Genomic DNA, 13,727 nt, shown 5'->3' with positions numbered 1-13,727 from the left:
TCGTCGCCGGGCGTCGTCGTCCAGGTGAACGCCGTGGTGATCGGGAGACCCCCCAGCGCGGCCGCGAGCAGGAGCCGGCAAGGAGGTCCTGGCCGGCGTTGTCGAAGTAGGCATCCCCGCGGCTGTCGCCCGAGAGGGGTGGACAACTGCTCATACGAAGCGGCCATCGCCGGCCTGCGTGAGTCAGGCATCCGTGCAGTATTCGGCCACGGCTGGCCAACCTCGTTCGACGACTCCTGGACCGAGAAGACGAGCACCAAGCCTCACCCCGCCGACGTTCGACGCGTGCACGCGGAGTACTTCAGCGCCGGAGCGTTGGATGACCGGATCACCCTCGCCATGGCCGTGCGCGGTCCAGAAGAGTCCGCGCCGGAGACGAGGAAGGCGGATGTGGAACTGGCCCGCGAGCTCGGCGTCCGCATCTCCGTGCACACGGGCGCCACCCTCCGCACCGCACAGACCACGCGGTCAAGCAATACGCCGACGCGGGGCTGCTCGGCCCGGATATGACGTTCGTGCACTGCAACCACCTCTCCGACGAAGAGCTCGACCTCATCGCGGCCGCGGGTGGGACGGTGTCGCTCGGCATCCAGTGTGAGATGAACTCTCGCGGGATCGGCCCCATCCCGCTGTTCCGTCTCCTCGAGCGGGGCATGCGACTCTCGCTCAGCGGAGACACCGAGACGAAGTGCACGGGCGACATGTTCACCCAGATGCGGATGCTGTGGGCTTTCTACCGGTCGCAGCTCACCCAGATGGGGCTGGAGAGGGCGGCCACCATGCCGGTGATGACCCTCCGCGACATCCTCGGCTACGCCACCCTCGACGGTGCCCACGCTGTCGGCATGGGTGACGAGATCGGTTCGCTCACCCCCGGCAAACGCGCCGACATCACCCTCATCGACCGCAACGCGATGAATTTCGCACCCATGCAAGACCCCGTCGCCTCCCTCGTCCTCGCCGCGCACGAAGGAAACGTCCACGACGTCCTCGTCGGAGGCGAGTTCGTCAAAAGGGACGGCCGGATGGTGCACCTGAACCCCGCCGAGCTCGTCAGCCGTGCCCGCGAAAGCCAGCACGATCTCCTCGAACGCGCATCCCGCAACCGCTCGAACGGAGCAGCGCAATGACCAAGCCCACCACGACCACACCGGCCCTCCCGCTGGATGGGATCACCGTCGTCGACCTCAGCCGCGCCCTGGCAGGACCTCACTCCGCCATGCAGCTCGGCGACATGGGCGCCCGCGTCATCAAGGTCGAAGTCCCCAACACCGGCGACGACACCCGCGGATGGGGCCCGCCCTTCGTTGGGCCCGAGGACGACCTGCAGTCCACATACTTCCTCTCCTGCAACCGCAACAAGGAATCCATCGCCCTCGACCTCAAATCCTCCGACGGTGTCACGTCCTCCGCCGCCTCATCCTGAGCGCTGACGTGCTCGTTGAGAACTTCCGCCCCGGAGTCCTCGACCGCCTCGGGTTCTCCATGGCGGAACTCGAACGGCTCAATCCGCGCCTCATCGTCCTGTCCATCACCGGTTTCGGTCACGACGGCCCGGAAGCCGCACGCAGCGGCTACGACCAGATCGTCCAGGGCGAAGCGGGCCTGATGTCCCTCACCGGACCGGACGCCGACAACCCGCAACGTGTCGGCGTTCCCATCGCCGACCTTCTTGCCGGCATGAACGGCGCCCAAGGTGTACTCGCTGCCCTTTTCGAGCGCACCCGCTCAGGACGCGGCAAGGTCGTTCGCACGTCCCTGCTGTCCTCGGTGGTGGGCGTGCACGCCTTCCAAGGCACCCGCAACACTGTCGCGGGTGAAGTCCCACCACGCGCAGGGCAACCACCACCCCTCCATCGCGCCGTACGGGCTCTTCCACTGCAAAGACGGCCAGGTGCAGATCAGCGTGGGCAGTGAGGGGCTGTGGCGAAAATTTGCCGAGGCTTTCGCCATCCCGGACATCAACGGACACTTCAGCACCAACGCCGATCGCGTGCGCAACCGCGACGAATTGCGCGGAGTGATCGAGACTGTCCTCGCGTTTTGCGAGCCCGCACGCCTGCTCAACACGCTCGACGTCGTAGGCATCCCCGCCGGCCGTGTCCGCACCCTCGACGAGGTCTACGGCTGGGAGCAAACCCTCTCGCAGGGTCTCGTCGTCGACGTCGAACACAAAGTCCTAGGTCGCATCAGCATCCCCGGCCCGCCCGTCCGCTTCTTCACCGCCGGGGACACCAGTGAGACCACCCGCAGTGAACACGGCCCCGCCCACCCTGAACCAACACGACACCGCCATTCGCCGGTGGCTGCACGCAGAAGCGGTTCTCGACACGTTCGGGAGTCTCTCGTGAGCACCGCAGCTCCCCCAGCGACGCGTTCCGCGCTGGACTACATCGAGTTGCTGACCGACGACGGGTCCTTCCGAACCTGGGATGCAGAACCCGACTATAGCGACGTCAGCATCTCCTACGGTGAAGAGCCGCAGCGAGTGAGGGCAAGCCCCGGGCAGAACGAGGCGCTCCTCACAGGTGAGGCCATGATCCGGGGAACAAGGGTCGCTCTGATCGTTAGTGAGTTTGCGTTCCTCGGCGGTTCGGTGGGGGTGGAAGCAGCCCATCGGTTGGCGGCGGCATTCGAGCGCGCGGGGAAACAGCAGCTGCCGGTCGTGGCACTTCCGGCATCCGGGGGCACACGCATGCAGGAAGGCACACGCGCCTTCCTCGCCATGATCGATGTCGCCGCAAGCGTCGCGGAATACCGAGAACTCGGCCTGCCCTACATCGTCTACCTCCGCCATCCGACAACGGGCGGGGTCATGGCATCTTGGGGCTCGTTAGGACACGTGACTCTCGCTGAACCGGGCGCCCTCCTCGGCTTCCTAGGCCCACGCGTGGTCCGAACCCTGACCGGGGCGGAGATACCCGACGCGGTGCAACGAGCTGAAAATCTACTCGGCCATGACCGCCTGCACGCGGTAGTGCGCGTCGACGACCTGGCCGAGTACCTGGCCAAACTTCTGCAGACGCTCAAGCCCGCATCTGATTCGCAGCAGCTGGAACCAGTTGCAGAATCCGCAAATCCCGAACCGGACGGGTGGGAGGCTGTGCTCGCGACCCGAGAGCGCTCTCGACTCACACCAGAAGCGGCACTCAGACTAGGCGGCGTTGAAGTGCTGTGGGTGATGGCTGATGACGCGGAATGCCATGGTGTTGTAGTAGGCCTCGCACGCATCGCTGACACCGCCTGTCTCATCGTCGCGCACACGCGGCGAAGCGTGACAGCGGCGGATCTCGCCCGAATCCAGAGTGCTATCCGGATTGCCACGGGGCTTCGCATCCCCCTTGTGGCCATGATCGACACCGTCGGGGCTGAGCTGTCTCAGGCTGCTGGGGAGGCGGGCCTTGCGCAAAATATCGCATCGGCAATGAGCGCTCTGCTCACAGCGGACACCCCGACTGTTTCGGTGCTGATCGGCCAAGGTAGCGGAGGTGCAGCGATCGCACTTCTCCCTGCGGATCGAACCGTCTGCTTACAGAACGCATGGCTTGCTCCACTGCCCCCGGAGGGAGCGAGCACCATCCGCTTCCGAACGCCTGACCACGCGCCCAAAATGTCGCGGGATCAGGGCATACGAGCCGTGGATCTGAACGCGCTAGGAGTAACCAATGAGATCGTTGCGGAGGGGACCGCGGTGTACGAACCTGCGACGTTCGCACACAACATAGTGCGCGCCATCGCTCGACAGGTTCGTTACGCACGTGCCGTGAACGGCGACCGACTGAGCCAGCGGCACTCGCGCTATTCCGGTCTGTAAGGGGCAGGCGCGAGCGACAGAGTCGCTGTCTATAGGCGCGTCGTTTCTTCGTCCTATTCCCCTAGCGGTTGCGTACGTCGGGGAATAGACCCCCAGGAGGGGCCATATAGGGCAGTTGCTGCCCCTTCTCGTTCGTGTTCTCGTGGTTCTTCCCCTCGCCGGCCGCAGCGAAAGGACCGTCCGCGCTGAGCAGGATCGACATGTGGTGCTCGGCGTGATCGCGGAACCACACCGACATGCCCATTTGCGCGTCCTGGCGCAGGTGCTCCCACGCTCGCCAGAGCGCATCGAGACGCGCGACCGCTTCGGCGTACTTCCACCACTCCGCAGCCCACATGACGCGCTGGCCGTCGACACGGCGCTTGTAGTTGGGTAGCAGATAACCGCGCACGAAGTCGTCGACCGACCCGAAATATAGCTCGGGCTCCTCGTCGGCCAGCTCCTCATCCAGCTCGTCGAGAGCGGCGCCGACCGATCCACGCGCAGCGGTGGCCGCTTGCGCTTGCAGCTCCTCGATCACAGAAGGGTCGAGCTGTTCGGCCACCTCCGCCTCGACAACCTCTTTTATGACGTCGCGGACTGCCTTTTGCAGCGTCTGCGCGATCGTCGGCCGCACCATACTCTCGACGACCTCCGCGACGTCGAGCCCGAACATGCGTCCGGGCTCGCGCTCCTCGCGCTCCGCGGTCGGCTCCTGGTCGACGTCGAACGGCTCGGCCTCGATCCCGTCGTCGTCGCCCCAGTTGTCGCTCATCTGGCGGCTTCGCTTTCGTTTCCCGCGAGTGTCACGGCGCGCACGGACTCCTGAGCCTCGTTGATCGTCCGCTGCGCCGCCGGGTCGTGCGCGGCGATCGACGCCTTCACCTTCTCGGCGTGCGGGCCGGTCATCCACGGCTGCGTGCGGATCAGCGTCGGGCGGTTTCCCGACGACAGCACCACGGCGCGACCCTTCGGCATCGCGGACAGGTCCGCGACGTCCAAGATCCGCTCACGGTGGAGCTGCTGGTTCACGCTGCGCCCACCGCGACCAGACGACACTGACGACGCCTGGCGGTCGTAGTCACCGATCAGCTTGGACAGCGACTCGAGGAACGATTCTTCGGCCACTCCCCCGCCGTAGACCTTGACGTTCGAGGCCGACCAGAGCTTGCGCATGCCCGACTCGCCCCATACGTCGATGCCTTGGGACCACGACTGCAGGATGGTCATCAGGATGATGCCACGCGAGCCGTAGTGGCTGTAGAGGTTCGGCAGCTCACGCCACCGACAGACGTTCGCGGCCTCATCGAGCACCCCGAGCAGGGGCACCGCGAGACGGCCCCCCGGGGATGCCGCGGCAATCTCCTCCGCGGCCTCGACGACGGCCACCGTCAGCGCCGTTACGAGCGGGCCGGCGGTGCCCCGGCCCTCCTTGGACAGCGAGTACAGGGTGCCGCCGCCGCGCACGAACGCGGCGGGGTCAAACTGAGGCCGCAGGTCGGACTGCATAAGTGGGTTCACCCACGACGCCACCTGGCGGTTTGTGAGGCACGACGCCATTTGCTGCGCAGTGCCGTAGATGCCGCCGCGCTGCTTCTCGGGGGCGGTGATGACACCGCGCACCTGGTCGGCGGTGAGCCGATAGCCGTGCCGGTTCAGTATCGACACCGGCTCGTCCTCCGTGGGGCGTGTCAGCCAGGCGTACACGCCGGTGATCGGTCGACCATCCAGCGCCGCGGCGAGCAGGAGACCCGCAAGTAGATCCTGCCCCGCGGGGTCGAAGTAGGCATCCGTCTTGGCTCCGGTATCGCGCGAGCCTGAGGCGAAGTGATCGGCCAGTTTGGCCGCTCTCACCTCGTCGGTGACGTAGCTGAGCGGGTTCCACCACCACGACGGATTCTCGAGCACGATCCCCTGGGGATCGAACACCCACACCGGGCCGGCGTCGGCGCGGACGTCGCGGGTGGCATCCACCACGTCGCGCTTGTTCGAGGTGACCAGGACGCCGCCGGGGGCGTCCAGGATCGCCGGCACCGCGCGCGAGGTCGTCTTACCAGTGCGCGGCCCCCAAATGTCGATGTGCATGTCCTCCCACGTGCCCCACAGCGGCATCCCACCGATCGTCTTCCCGATCGGTACGCCCAGCACCGGCTTGCCGTTGACGCCTCTCACGCCGAGACGCTCGGCAGACTGCACGGCGTTCTGTCGGCTCAGGCCGGCGACGTCCTTGCCGCGGCCCATGTACGAGCTGGCGCGGTCGACGCGGGTCCAACCCTTCCGGTAACGCACGACACCGACGATCACGAGGACCGTCAGCACGAGCAGGACCGCGCCGAGCACCGCGACGATCAACGTCGCGGATGCCGGCCACGCCACGCGCCCGAGGATGAGTCCGAGGGTGAGCCCGAACGGGTCGGACGGCAGCTCGGCCGCGGTGCCGTCGAGCTGCGCGCCCAGTCGCACCGCGATGTTGGTCACGACCAAGCCGCCGACGACGACGACGATCAGGACGAGCAGCATCAGCGTCTCGCCGGCGAAGCCGCCGGGATCGCGGCGACGGTTGTTCGGAGTGCTCACAGCGCTGGCTCCTTCTCGCGCTCTTCGTGCCCCTCCACCAGTTCCTCCACCGCGCGCACGGCACGGCGGGCGGTGCGGGACTGTTCGTACCACCGCTGATTGGTGTCGCGGATGGAGCGCTCAGCCTCCGTGAGCTGCACCTGCACCGGGATGCCCGGTCGGGTGCCGACCTTCACGAGGAACTTGCCGCGGCCCGGAGGATCGACCTCACGGCCCGTCGCGGCATCCCACGCGGGCGGATCCTGCCACCCAGTCAACAGTTCTTGCTCGGCCTCAGAGAACGGCACGACCGTCGTGAGCTCCGGCATTTCGGTGTACGGCAGACCCGCGCACATGACCATGCCGGCGCGCTCGACGAAGCCCTTGGCCTTCAAGCGGTCCTCCTCCGGAAGGGCGCTCAGGTCGGCCATGGTGTGTGAAATCATCGCCGTGCCGACGCCCACCTGGCGGTTGAGCCGGGTGAGGAAGTCCACGCGGTCGACGATGCCGTTACCGGCACGGAGGGCACGCCACAGCTCATCCATGATGACGAAGTAGTGCCGGCGCGGTTCCAGGCCAGCATCCGCAAGGACGTTGGCGATGTTCACCGTGGCGAAGCCGTTCGACCAGCACGCGAGTAGCGTCGCCGCACGCAGATCGCCCTCAGCCTCTCCGATCGCGGAGATGTCGTAGACCACGGGCCGGTCGAGCGCCATGGGGTTCGTCGTGTGGTGGGAGAACACGCCGCCGAGGCGCCCGCTTCCAGTCGCCAGGGCCATCAACGACGCTTCGAGGCCGCGCGTGATCTCTTGGTACTTCGTGAAATCGCCGCGGTCGACGGCGACCTGACGCAGCTCGGACGGACCTTCCTCCACCACCGCCAGCAGATCGGCCAGCACCGGGATGTCCTCCGCGCTGCGATCGAGGACGCGGAGGGCCTGGTCGATGATCGACTCCTCGACGTCGGTCGGCGCGGATTTGCGCTGGATCGTCAGCAGGGACGACACCATCGCCAGGCGGCGACCGTGGGCGTCTTCCAGTACCTCGCCTGCCTCCTTCTGAAAACCGGCGTCGATGAGGCGCTGCGCGGCCTCCTTGGCCTCGCCGGGGTCGAGCACGTTAAGGTATCCGCGCCCGCGGCCGAGGGTGATGACCTGACCGCCGAGCGCGCGGATGACCTCCACGTAGTCGGGGCGCAGATCACCGAGCACGAGGGGCTGGACGCCGTAGCCGGCGAGCCCGGTCGCCATGCGGGCGATGACCGTCGACTTGCCGAGTCCGGGTTTGCCGAGCACGAACACGGACGGGTTGCTGATGAGTTTCGCCCGCTGGAACCACGAAATCGGGTCGGCGCAGAGCGTCGCGCCCGTGTGAATGTGACGGCCCAGCGGCACGCCCACCATCGGCGTCCCGGCACCGATCGCGTACGGCCACAAGCCGCAGGTCTGCACCGTCGTGCCACGCCACTCCGGGACGGGTTGCAGGTACGTCGACAAACCGCCGCCGGGGCCGCTCCACCCGCGAGAGGTGAGCGACCCACCGGACGCGGACGCGCCCGTGGCGATGTTCTTTCGTCCGGTACCGACAAAGACGAGCGCGCCCAACACGACGAGCACGACCAACCCGCCCAGCGCGAGCAGCGCTACAAGGTCAGGGCTCATCAGATTCCCTCTCTCAGCATCGCCGGGACGGCTACGTGCTTGGTCAGCACGAGCCCGAGAGGCAGCGCCGCAGCGAAGGCACTGTCCTGTGATCCGTACACCGGTCGCAGCCGCAGACGCGCGGTCGCGCCGAGGTTGTCGACCGCCGCGCGAGCGTCGGCCTCCTTGCCCGGGTCGATCACGGTCGCGGTCACGAGGATGCCGAAGTTCACCAGGCCCGCGCCCGATGCTTCCTCGGACTCTGTGGCTTGAGCCGATCGCAGCGCGAGTGAGTCGCGCGCCGCGGGCTTCCGGCTGGACGTGGCCTTGAACTCCGCAGCTCGTACGTCCGCCTGCACAAGCGCCGCCGCCCGCGCGGGATCGATCGGCTTATAGAGCAGCGTCACCCGCTTGCGCGCGATATCGCGGTGCGGGGCGAGCAGACGCGCCAGCACACCCGACTGAACCAGGCCGCGAGGGGCCTGAGTCATCTGCCACGTGATCGACGTTGCCGAATCGTGCCGGTAGCTGTCCCAGTTCGCCTGAGCAGCCGTGGGGCCGACGTCGGACCAGCTCAGATCGGGAACGTCGCCGTTCGCGTGAGCGTCGTCGATCAGGGACGCCGCGGCCGGGTCGTAGGCGACGAGGATCGTCTCGCACAACTCCTGAGCGGTCAGCGGGTGCGCCGCTCCCGCCCCGGTCGCTTGCAGCGTCGCGGTGAGGCCAGGAAGACGAGCAGCCAGCTCGCGCCCCATGTCCTCAGGCGTGCGCGGCTTCACACCCTTGCGGGGTGCCGCCGCAAACGTCAGCGCCACATACGCCTTCACCGTCGACGAGCCAGCGGGGTAGTTCATGACCACCTCACCGAGCATTGCCTTCGCGAAATCCGGTGCGTCGGGATCGGTGTTCGTCTCTACCTCACGGCGCAGACGACGGCCCGAGTCGGGGGCCGTCTCGATCGTCACCTGAGCGGCCTCCATCCCCGGCTCATCGGCCAGGTTGCGCAGCCAGTGACCCCAGTCGGCCACCCAGAGGTCGACCTGTTCCTGGTCGACGAGAGCTGCACCGTCAGGCTCGGTGCCGAGGACGATCGAGTACGTCTTCGCGTGGGGGTTGTAGATCATCGCGAACGGGCGAGCGTAGGAGTCTTCGTGCTCGGAGAGCCGGGACTGCGCCGCCAGACCAGGGAGCTGGTTCGATCCCCACTCGGAGCGCCCCAGGGGGCCGGAACGGTAGAGGTTCGCTTTCCGCCGCTTCGTCGACGACCACGCAATACGGTTAGCCGTGCGCGAGAGCACGCTGCGACCGTCCGCGTCGCGGATGGTCAGCAGCAGGATCATGCCGCCGAACACCGCCGCGGTGATGAAGGCGTTGATGATGTTCGTCGTCATCAGGACGACGATCACGATCAGCAGCGCAGCGAACATCAGGCCTGTGCCGACGGTGCCGAGACCGAGGAGCCCCGGCGACGTCGGCTGACGCCAGTTCCCGTACGTGCGGACGCCCTTACGACTTGTCTCTACGGTTGCCATCAGCTCCCGCTCCCCTCACCCGTTGCTTGATCGCCCACGTTTTTCGCGGCTCCCGTGGCTGCTTGCACGCCCTGAGCCGCTGCGCCGATCGCGACGCCCGCGGTCATACCGACAGGGCCACCCGCAGCGCCGGCAGCAGCTCCACCTGCAGCACCGCCGCCGGCAGCAGCGCCGCCCGCGGCAGCTCCACCACCCGCAGAGGCCGCAGCAGCGCCCGTGCCGCCGCCAGCGGCACTTGAGGACGCCGCGGCCCCTGTCGTGCCGCCGCCGCCGCCACCAGCGGCGCTAGAGGCCTGTGCGGCCTGAGGGGCTGAGCCCCCGCCGCCGTTCGAGCCAGACGGCCCGTTTGCGCCGGTCGAGCCCGGGCCGCCCGTTGCGCCCGGTCCACCCGCCGACGACGAGCCACCGCCTGAGCCGGTAGCGAGGCGACCAGCAGCAGTAGCGCCGGAAGGCAGCGCCATAACCGCCGCAGCTCCCAGCGCACCGCCGGCACCGGCCGAGAGGGAGCTGACGAGAGGTGTGACGAACCGCATCAGAGCGGGCATCGCGAACAGCGCGAGCACCATGAGGATGAGGCCCGTGAGCACGGCGATAAAGCCCGTTCCGTCGTCCTGGAAGATGTTCGTGCCCACGAGCTGGAATGCCGCGGCGTATACGATCGCCGCGGCCGGCTTGTAGAGGATGAATGCCGCCAGCCAGCCCACGTTCTTCTTGAACCAGCCTTTACCCATTTCGGTGTTGGTGGCCGCCGCTGACAGCGGCAGGATGCCGGTCAAGATCACGAGCATGCCGCCGCGGGCGATCATCAAGACGATCTGGGCAGCTGTCGCGAGAATCGCGATGATGCCGAGGATGATGACCAACAGCGCGCCCAGACCACCCGTGTTCGGGTTCGTGGTGAGGGCGAGCAGGTAGGCGATGTTCTCTCCGAAGCACGCGGAGTCGGCGCCGACGTCGCAGCTCAACGCCCCGTTGAGAATCCAGACGGAGAACGAGTCGAACGCCGACACGAGAAGGCCAACGATCGTCACCCCGGACCCGGCGACGACGATCAGCGTCAGAAGGCTTTTGATCGTCTCCTTACCGGGTTCTGCGCGTTGCTCCCACACCATGCGGACGCCGCCGATGATGACGGACACGACCGCCGCAGCCCCCATGTACCACCACAGCGAAGACTGCAAGAACAGCACCGCCCCGCCGGCCCCCTGAGGCCCGCGCGGCAGCAGCCCCGAGACAAGCGCTGTAGCGCCCGACATGAGGAAGATGCCGCCGAGCACGAAGCCGAGCGGGCCGACCGCGCGGAAGCCCTCGCCCGCGCGCATCCTCGTGGCTACGAGGATGCCGAGCAGGATGATCGAGATTGCCGCGAACACGATCGCGATCCAGGTCACCCAGCCGAGCACCTGAATGATGCCGTCCGAGTTTGGAGCGGTCGTGCCGGCAGCGATCGACGAGCTGCCGCCGGTTCCCGTGAGGTTCGGCGTTCCCACGTTGACCCACAGGGTGCCGAGCGAACCGACAGCCTTACCGAACGCTTCCAGTACGGCGTTCGCCAGGTTCTCGATCGCGTCACCCACGGCCCCCTCGACTATGTCGCCGACGCACTCCGATGGAGTGAGAATGTTGCAAGCCATATCAAGCAGCCCACGTGACGTATCCCGAGGTGTCAGGGATTGAGGAGAAGTCGAACGGGTTCGGGACGTTCGCGTTGATCTTCCAGTCCCCGTCCTCCCAGATCAGTTGGTACACGACTGATGCCGTGACGGTCTGGCCCTGAGTGGAGCCGCGCACGGCGAGGTCGATACTCGCCGTCTTTCCGTCGTACGACAGCACCTTGAAGCCGACAAGCTGCAACCGCACACCCGAAGTCTCCGAGCCGCTGACGGCCTGAGAGAGGAGCTGGCTTCGGTACGTGCCCGAGCTGAGCGCCGTATCGATCCAGGCATTCGCCAGGGCGGGATCGGCAGGAACGGCCAGAGCGGTCGCGGCGGCGAACAACGCGCCCGTAGGCGAGTGCTGGAAGCATGTCGGCACGCCCTCCGAGCTGGTCGCCCCGGGGCCGTACGTCGTCGACGTCGGGTAGGCGACCGTACGCACGTAGGCCCACTCCGCGGTCGGCGGCGTGGTCACCTTTCCGGAAAGTTCCACACCGTCGAGCCCACACACGCTGACGCCGCCCGCGACCGCCAATTCACTCGAGGTCGGGGCGGCGCTAGCGGCCGAGATGGACGACGGAGTGCCCTGAGGGGGCGCGGCATCATTCCCGCGGTTGAGGTTCAATACCGTCAGGAAGATGGCGGCAACGATCAGCGCGGCCACCACCACCGCCCCGACGATGAAGCCGGGACGGCTAAACGGGTTCTGCGTGGAGTCGTTGTCGTCAGCCATGACGGCTCCTTCCTTACGCTCCGGCAAGAATGCCGATCAGGGCGGCACCGCCGCCGATGACGATTGCGCCGGCCATGGGCCAGATGACCTTGGGGAGGGCGTCGTGACCCTCACCGCGGCGGAAGCTGACGGCGATGAGGATTCCGCCGACGATGATCGCGCCGCCGACGACGACGTAGCCGATCCACTTCAGCCACGACAGGATCGTGGTCACGCCCTCGGTGCCCGGCGGCTGCTGCGGCGCGGGGTTTGGGATGACGCCGGCCAGGACGTTGGCCGTCTCGTTCACGGAGTGAAGCATTTCGATCGCGGACATGTTTGCCTTTCAGTTGAAGTTGCTGGCGGCACCGATTCCGGGGAGTGCGCTCAGCTCGTCGATGACTCGCTGGACTTCGCGCGGGGTGGGTGACGCGCTGGGCTCGTCGAGCCGCCAGGCATCAACCCACGGCACCACCCACGTGCGAGGGCCACCGCCACCGACCACGGTGAGCAGGTCCCGCAAAGCGCGAGGCATCCGACCGGGCGCGTCAGCCATGACGACAAGCCCGAGAACGTTGGAGGGTGTCAGCCCTGCCCCCCACTGTCGGAGGGCGTTCTGTGCGGCACGCAGGCCAACGGCGTTCGATCGGGCAACAATGACCACGGGCGTCGGCTCATTCGTCGAGCTGCGCGGCCAGGCGTGGCCGGCCGCGGCTGACCACCTCGGCGCGAGAGCTGCCAGCGTGGACTCCCCCGAGCCGCCATGCGCGCCCAGCCACCAGAGCGCGGGAGTCGCCCGCTGGTCTTTGATCGGGAGTTGGTCGGCCTGATCGGGCGCGGGGACGCCTCGCTGCGGTGCTACAGGTCCGAATGTGGATGGAACGACCGCGATCGGGCCGTTCGTATCCGGTGTTGGCGTCGCCGGCCGCGACAGCCACGGGTTGATTGGATCGCTCATCGTGCCCCCAACGAACTGACGATTATTGGTCCATTCACGCTAACTCGACACATGAAGGATCATGAAAAGCGCGACGTTAGAAACCTTTAATGTTCTTTCTCGCGCGTCCCTGTACCCTTCTTGTGGGGGCTAGGAAGGGATGCCGCCGTGGCAGACGCACTTGACCGGCTATTCGAGCACGACCCACCCACAATCGGTCCGACCGAGGTCGCTGCGCGACTAAACACGACCACGCGAACCGTCTACACCTGGCTCAAAGAAGGAACCATTCCCGGCTACAAGCTGGGCACCTCGTGGTTCGTCATCGTGGACGAACTCAAGGCCGAGCTCCGGAAAGGCGCGAACAACAGGCGCGATACCGGACATACGGCCAAGCCTGGATCGGAGACCGTCTGAGGGGGAACTAGTTGTGAGGAAGATCGGGACCGTCATCGTCGTGATCACCGCCGCCGTCGTACTTGCTGGATGCACGGGGACCACCGAGCCCCCCAAGCCCGCGTCGACGCCCAGTGCGAGCACGTCAGGCCCGATCTTCCCCGACTCCTCCACATTCACCCCCGCGCCTCAGGGGGCGATCGACGAGGACTCGGGGGAAACCCACGGCCCACGCACCGTCCCGACGTGGGATGACAGCTCGCGCCAGAGCGCGATCGCCGCCGCTCAGACCGTCATGCTCGCGTACGCACGTCCCGGTCTTCGATTCGACGAGTGGTGGGCGAATCTACAACCCCTCCTCGATCAAAAGGCCACGCAGGACTACGCCTACATGGACCCCTCCCGGATCGTCGCAACGACGATCACGGGGCCGCCCGTCATTACCGACGAGACGAGCGCGTACGTCGCCTACGTCGACGTCCCCACCGACGCTGGCATGTACGGGC

13 protein-coding genes and 1 pseudogene are annotated in these 13,727 nt (G+C 67.0%); 6 read left to right on the top strand and 8 right to left on the bottom strand.

Annotation, left to right across the window (positions count from 1 at the left end; all coding sequences use genetic code 11):
* Positions 1-138: 138 nt before the first annotated feature.
* The 4 genes and pseudogenes from MRBLMI1_RS15100 (at position 139) to MRBLMI1_RS15085 (ending at position 3,814) form a co-directional block, all read left to right on the top strand.
* Complete coding sequence (locus MRBLMI1_RS15100) at positions 139-510, top strand: hypothetical protein (protein WP_367734246.1); 372 nt, start codon at positions 139-141, stop codon at positions 508-510.
* Complete coding sequence (locus tag MRBLMI1_RS15095; protein WP_367734244.1) at positions 507-1,130, top strand: amidohydrolase family protein; 624 nt, start codon at positions 507-509, stop codon at positions 1,128-1,130. The genes MRBLMI1_RS15100 and MRBLMI1_RS15095 overlap by 4 nt, the downstream gene beginning before the upstream one ends.
* Positions 1,127-2,351: pseudogene (locus MRBLMI1_RS15090) on the top strand (CaiB/BaiF CoA transferase family protein). Before MRBLMI1_RS15095 ends, MRBLMI1_RS15090 begins: the two are co-directional and overlap by 4 nt.
* A complete protein-coding gene (locus MRBLMI1_RS15085; protein WP_367734243.1) occupies positions 2,303-3,814 on the top strand; it encodes a carboxyl transferase domain-containing protein in 1,512 nt (503 codons plus the stop codon). The pseudogene MRBLMI1_RS15090 and the gene MRBLMI1_RS15085 overlap by 49 nt, the downstream one beginning before the upstream one ends.
* Before the next feature lie 61 nt (positions 3,815-3,875).
* Here the strand turns inward: MRBLMI1_RS15085 and MRBLMI1_RS15080 are convergent, their stop codons facing one another.
* From MRBLMI1_RS15080 to MRBLMI1_RS15045, 8 genes are read right to left on the bottom strand one after another with little or no spacing between them, the layout of a single operon-like run.
* On the bottom strand, positions 3,876-4,568 hold the full coding sequence (locus MRBLMI1_RS15080; protein WP_367734240.1) for a DUF4913 domain-containing protein: 693 nt from the start codon (positions 4,566-4,568) through the stop codon (positions 3,876-3,878).
* Positions 4,565-6,370 (bottom strand): type IV secretory system conjugative DNA transfer family protein, encoded by a 1,806-nt coding sequence (locus MRBLMI1_RS15075; protein WP_367734239.1) that lies wholly within the window; start codon positions 6,368-6,370, stop codon positions 4,565-4,567. The genes MRBLMI1_RS15080 and MRBLMI1_RS15075 overlap by 4 nt, the downstream gene beginning before the upstream one ends.
* Positions 6,367-8,010, bottom strand: a complete 1,644-nt coding sequence (locus tag MRBLMI1_RS15070) for an ATP/GTP-binding protein (RefSeq protein ID WP_367734238.1) — start codon at positions 8,008-8,010, stop codon at positions 6,367-6,369. The genes MRBLMI1_RS15075 and MRBLMI1_RS15070 overlap by 4 nt, the downstream gene beginning before the upstream one ends.
* The gene (locus MRBLMI1_RS15065; protein ID WP_367734236.1) at positions 8,010-9,521 is read right to left on the bottom strand and encodes an SCO6880 family protein; all 1,512 of its coding nucleotides are present in this window, start codon (positions 9,519-9,521) and stop codon (positions 8,010-8,012) included. The genes MRBLMI1_RS15070 and MRBLMI1_RS15065 overlap by 1 nt, the downstream gene beginning before the upstream one ends.
* Positions 9,521-11,098, bottom strand: a complete 1,578-nt coding sequence (locus MRBLMI1_RS15060; RefSeq protein ID WP_367734235.1) for a hypothetical protein — start codon at positions 11,096-11,098, stop codon at positions 9,521-9,523. The genes MRBLMI1_RS15065 and MRBLMI1_RS15060 overlap by 1 nt, the downstream gene beginning before the upstream one ends.
* Positions 11,099-11,156: 58 nt before the next feature.
* Complete coding sequence (locus tag MRBLMI1_RS15055; protein WP_367734234.1) at positions 11,157-11,909, bottom strand: hypothetical protein; 753 nt, start codon at positions 11,907-11,909, stop codon at positions 11,157-11,159.
* 13 nt (positions 11,910-11,922) lie between these two features.
* Positions 11,923-12,198: a hypothetical protein gene (locus MRBLMI1_RS15050; RefSeq protein ID WP_367734233.1), complete on the bottom strand. Its 276-nt coding sequence runs from the start codon at positions 12,196-12,198 to the stop codon at positions 11,923-11,925.
* A 36-nt stretch (positions 12,199-12,234) separates the two neighbouring features.
* A complete protein-coding gene (locus MRBLMI1_RS15045; protein ID WP_367734231.1) occupies positions 12,235-12,846 on the bottom strand; it encodes a DUF6668 family protein in 612 nt (203 codons plus the stop codon).
* A 147-nt stretch (positions 12,847-12,993) separates the two neighbouring features.
* On the opposite strand from MRBLMI1_RS15045, the gene MRBLMI1_RS15040 reads away from it, so the two are divergent.
* Complete coding sequence (locus MRBLMI1_RS15040; RefSeq protein WP_367734230.1) at positions 12,994-13,242, top strand: helix-turn-helix domain-containing protein; 249 nt, start codon at positions 12,994-12,996, stop codon at positions 13,240-13,242.
* A gap of 40 nt (positions 13,243-13,282) precedes the next feature.
* Positions 13,283-13,727, top strand: a 445-nt coding sequence (locus MRBLMI1_RS15035; protein WP_367734229.1) for a hypothetical protein, incomplete at its 3' end; no start/stop codon positions are given.

The organism is Microbacterium sp. LMI1-1-1.1 (genome assembly GCF_040815675.1).
Taxonomy (GTDB): domain Bacteria; phylum Actinomycetota; class Actinomycetes; order Actinomycetales; family Microbacteriaceae; genus Microbacterium.
Note: the sequence above shows the minus strand (reverse complement) of the source record. Positions and strands in the feature narration are given on the sequence as shown.

What these genes read in the sequence shown, in the direction of transcription:
- MRBLMI1_RS15095 (WP_367734244.1), top strand. Translation starts at nt 507, where the DNA reads ATGACGTTCGTGCACTGCAACCACCTCTCCGACGAAGAGCTCGACCTC.
- MRBLMI1_RS15080 (WP_367734240.1), bottom strand. Translation starts at nt 4,568, where the DNA reads ATGAGCGACAACTGGGGCGACGACGACGGGATCGAGGCCGAGCCGTTC.
- MRBLMI1_RS15070 (WP_367734238.1), bottom strand. Translation starts at nt 8,010, where the DNA reads ATGAGCCCTGACCTTGTAGCGCTGCTCGCGCTGGGCGGGTTGGTCGTG.
- MRBLMI1_RS15065 (WP_367734236.1), bottom strand. Translation starts at nt 9,521, where the DNA reads ATGGCAACCGTAGAGACAAGTCGTAAGGGCGTCCGCACGTACGGGAAC.
- MRBLMI1_RS15055 (WP_367734234.1), bottom strand. Translation starts at nt 11,909, where the DNA reads ATGGCTGACGACAACGACTCCACGCAGAACCCGTTTAGCCGTCCCGGC.
- MRBLMI1_RS15045 (WP_367734231.1), bottom strand. Translation starts at nt 12,846, where the DNA reads ATGAGCGATCCAATCAACCCGTGGCTGTCGCGGCCGGCGACGCCAACA.